2 protein-coding genes are annotated in these 4,393 nt (G+C 75.6%); both read left to right on the forward strand.

Going from position 1 to position 4,393, the window contains the following annotated elements:
- Nucleotides 1–2,719, forward strand: a 2,719-nt coding sequence (locus AB8Z36_RS33740; RefSeq protein ID WP_369217196.1) for an SDR family NAD(P)-dependent oxidoreductase, incomplete at its 5' end; no start/stop codon positions are given.
- Nucleotides 2,611–4,393: beta-ketoacyl synthase N-terminal-like domain-containing protein (locus AB8Z36_RS33745; RefSeq protein WP_369217197.1), on the forward strand; the 1,783-nt coding region annotated here is incomplete at its 3' end. The genes AB8Z36_RS33740 and AB8Z36_RS33745, both read left to right, overlap by 109 nt.

The raw sequence follows: 4,393 nt of genomic DNA on the forward strand, positions 1-4,393 counted from the left end.
GCGCTACTGGGTCCCCGCCGCCGACCGCGGTGCCGTCAGCGGCCCCGCCCGCCTCCACCCGCTCCTCGACGCCAACGAGTCCACCGTCGACGAGATCCGCTTCCGGCGCACCTTCCTGGCGGCCGAGCCGCTCGTACGCGACCACGTCATCGAAGGACGTGCCCTGCTCGCCGGGGCGGTCTGCCTGGAGATGGCACGCGCGGCCGCCGGGCTCGCCGGACTCGACGACGCGCTCCGCGTACGGGACGTGCTGTGGGGACGGCCGGTCGTGATCGAGGAAGGGCGGCCGGTGGACGTGTACGTCGGTCTGACCCGCACCGGTACCGGACCCGGGCGTCCCGGGGACGGACTGGCCTTCACCGTCTACACGGCGCGGGGCGCCGAGCGCACGGTCCATGTGCGCGGCACGGTGTACGCGCGCCCGGCGGGACCGGCCGCGGGCGCCGACCTCGACGCCCTGCGCGCGAGCTGCCCCGAGGTGCGCGGCGGCGCGGCGGTCCGGGCCGCCTACGACCGTGCGCGCTTCGCCTACGGCCCCTCCTTCGACGTCATCGAGGAGGCCCGCTTCGGCGACGGCCGCGCGCTCCTCACCCTCGCCCTGCCCGAGACGCCGACCGGGGCACCGGCCGAGCCGGACAGCGGCTCCTCGCTTCCCCCCGCGCTGCTCGACGGCGCGCTCAGGGCCTGCCACTGGGCGGCCCCGACCTCGCCGGAGGAGAGCGGCAGCCTGGCCGTGCCGTTCAACCTCGGCGCCCTGGAGATCCGCGCGCCGCACGGGCGGCTGCCGCGCAGGTGCCACGCGTACGCCGCGCCCGCCCGGCACGCCGACGCGGCGTCCGGCCTGCGGCAGTTCGACGTGCGCGTCCTGGACGATTCGGGGGCCGAGCTGGTCCGCATCGACAACTTCGGCGGTCGTCACCTCACGCCGGAATCCGATGCCCGTCCGCCCGCCCGGGACGCTGCCCCGTTCTTCTACGAGCAGGTCTGGCAGGACAAGCAGCTCGTGGCGGGCGCCGCTTCCGGTGCCGACGCCGTGCTCGTCCTCGGTGACGGCGACAGTGACGGCGACGCGGTGGTGCGCGGCCTGGCCGAGCGGGGCGGCGGACGGCGCGTCATCGACGTACGGGCCGCGTCGGAGTTCGCGAGGACCGGACCGGACCGCTACACGGTCGACTCCGTCCGGCCGGGCGATTTCGAACGGCTCCTGGCAGACCTGCGACGGGACGGCGTCCGCTCGCTCGATGTCGTGCACCTGTGGGGGCTGACGGCCGAGCCCGTCGGATACGGGCGCGAGGGCGCGTCCGCCGAGGCGAGTGCCGCGCTCGACGGTGCCTTCGCGCGCGGGCTGCACTCCCTGCGCTCCCTCGCCCTGGCCGTGGACGCCGTCCGCCTCACGGGCCGGGTGCGCTGCGCCTACGTACTCGCCGACGCCGGGATGGGTCCGCGTCCCGACCAGGAGGCCGTGGCGGGCTTCGCGCTCTCGCTGACGGGGGTGCTGCCACGCTTCGAACTGTTCACGGTGGTCCGTGCCGACGGTCCGGGCCGCTCGGGCCCCGCGGGCTCCGCGAGCCTTCCGGACCTGCTGGCGGCCGAGTTGGCGCAGGGCGGGCGTCCCGCGGGGGCGGAGATCCGGTACGCGGCGGCGGGCCGCCAGGTCCGCGCCCTGCGCAGGGCCGACGCGACGGGGACCGAGGCCACCGTCCCCCTCAAGCACGGCGGCACCTACCTCATCACCGGTGGCACCGGCGGCATCGGCCTGGAACTGGCCAGGCACCTGGCGTCCGCGTACCGGGCGCGGCTGGTGCTGATCAGCCGCTCGGCCGACGGGCGCCCGGCGCGCGAGGCCGCCGAAGGGCTCGTCGCGCTCGGCGCCGAGGTCCTCCTCGCCGCCGCCGACACCGCCGACGCGGCGGGCATGCGGGGCGCGGTGGCGCGGGCCAAGGAGCGCTTCGGCCACCTCGACGGCGTCTTCCATCTCGCGGGCGCCGCCGACCAGTGCTCGCTCCTGGAGGCGGACGCCGCACGCTTCACCGGGCTCCTCTCGGTGAAGGCGCACGGCGTGCGGCTGCTGGACGCGCTCACCGCCGATGAGCCGCTCGACCTGTTCGTGGTCTTCTCGTCGATCGCCTCGGTGGTCGGCGACTTCGGCGCCTGCGCCTACGCGGCGGCCAACCGCTTCCTGGACTCCTACGCGGACGGGCGCGAGCGCCGGGTCCGGCAGGGCCTGGCGTCGGGCCGCACGCTCTCGCTCGCGTGGCCGCTGTGGCGGATCGGCGGCGTGGACGCCCTGATGGGCGAGGAGGAGCGGACCGGCTACCGCCACCGCACCGGCATGCGGGAGTTCACCGGGGACGAGGGCCTGCGGGCCCTGGACCTCGCCTGGCGCACGGGCCGTGTCCGGCTCGTTCCGGCGGTCGGCGAGCCGGACACCGTGGACGCGGCGCTGCTGCCCCGTACGCGGGGGACGGGGGCGGTATCGGCTCCGTCGGCTCCGTCGGCGACGGTGGAAGCATCGACCGCTTCGGCGGCGTCGGCCGCCGCGTCGGCACGTACGGAGACCACCCCGGCAGCCGGACAAGCACCCACCCCGGCCCCGCCCTCCTCGACCGCATGCGCGCCCACGTCCGTGACCTGCTCGGTGGTGTGCTCGGGCTTGACGCCGGGCGCATCGACGACCACACCACCCTGGACGCCTACGGCCTGGACTCCGTGCTCGTGATGGAGACCAACGAGCATCTGGACCGCGACTTCCCCGGCGCGCGCGGCACCCTGCTCTTCGAGTACCGCACCGTGCACGACCTCGCCGCGCACCTCCTGGCGGAACACCCCGACGCGGCCCGGCGGCTGTTCCCCGAGGAGGCCGCCCCGGCCCCGCTCCCGGCGGCCGTCGAGGAGCGGGCGCCGGTCACCGCCCCGTCCGTGGCGGCACCGCGGCAGCGGCCCGCCGAGGAGCACGACGACATCGCCGTGATCGGCATCGGCGGCCGCTACCCGGGCGCCCGCGACCTGACGGAGTTCTGGGAGAACCTGCGACGCGGCCACGACGCGGTCACCGAGGTGCCGCGCGAGCGCTGGGACGCCGACGCGCACTACGACGGCGACCACGCGGCGCCCGGCGCCAGTTACGGCAAGTGGGGCGGCTTCCTGGCGGACGTCGACGCCTTCGACTCGCTGTTCTTCCGCATCCCGCCGTCCCAGGCCAAGCTGATGGACCCGCAGGAGCGCCTGTTCCTGGAGGCCGCCTGGTCGGCCCTGGAGAACGCCGGGTACCCGCCCTCGCGGCTGCCCCGCCCCCGCTTCGGCGGCCAGGGCCGCGACGTCGGCGTCTTCGCGGGCGTGATGTGGGGCGACTACGCCCAGCTCGCCGCCGAGGAGTCCGCGCGGGGCAACCACCACACGGTCCTCGCCAACCGCTCGGCCATCGCCAACCAGGTCTCCTACTTCGGTGACTTCCGCGGCCCGAGCGTCGTCGTGGACACCGCGTGCTCGGCCTCGCTCGTCGCCCTGCACCAGGCGTGCGAGAGCGTGCGCGGCGGAGAGTGCCGCTACGCGCTCGCGGGCGGCGTCAACGTCTCCGCGCACCCCTCGAAGTACGCGCACCTGAGCCGGATGCGGATGCTCTCCACCGACGGGCGCTGCCGCTCCTTCGGCGCGGGCGGCGACGGCTACGTGCCGGGCGAGGGCGTCGGAGCCGTGCTGCTCAAGCGGCTCTCGGAAGCCGTCGCCGACGGCGACCACATCCACGCGGTGATCAAGGCGACGGCCGTCAACCACGGCGGGCGCACCAACGGCTACACCGTGCCCAACCCCCAGGCCCAGCAGGCGCTCATCGAGGAGACCCTGCACCGCGCGGGCATCGACCCGCGCACCATCGGCTACGTGGAGGCGCACGGCACCGGCACCGCCCTCGGCGACCCCATCGAGCACACGGCCCTGGAGCAGGCCTTCGCCGGGGTCACGCGGGAGCCGGGTGCCATCGCCCTCGGCTCGGTGAAGTCGAACATCGGTCACCTGGAGGGCGCCGCGGGCATCGCGGGCGTCACCAAGGCCGTGCTCCAGCTCGCCCACGGCCAGCTGGTGCCCTCACTGCATTCCGAGGAGACCAATCCCATCATCGACTTCGCCCGCTCACCCTTCCGTATGCAGCGCGAACTCGGCGACTGGGCGCGGCCCGTCATCGAGACGGGCGGGGTACGGGTGGAGCAGCCGCGCAGGGCGAGCGTCAGCTCGTTCGGCGCGGGCGGTACCAACGCCCACGTCATCCTGGAGGAGTACCGCGCCCCCGCCCCCACCACTGACCCGGCCGTCCCCGCGGGCGGCTCCGAACTGCTCGTGCTCTCCGCGCGCACCCCGGAGCGGCTGCGCGCCTACGCCGCCGACATGGCCGCCCATC

This window comes from Streptomyces flavofungini (assembly GCF_041028215.1).
Taxonomy (GTDB): Bacteria; Actinomycetota; Actinomycetes; order Streptomycetales; family Streptomycetaceae; genus Streptomyces; species Streptomyces flavofungini_B.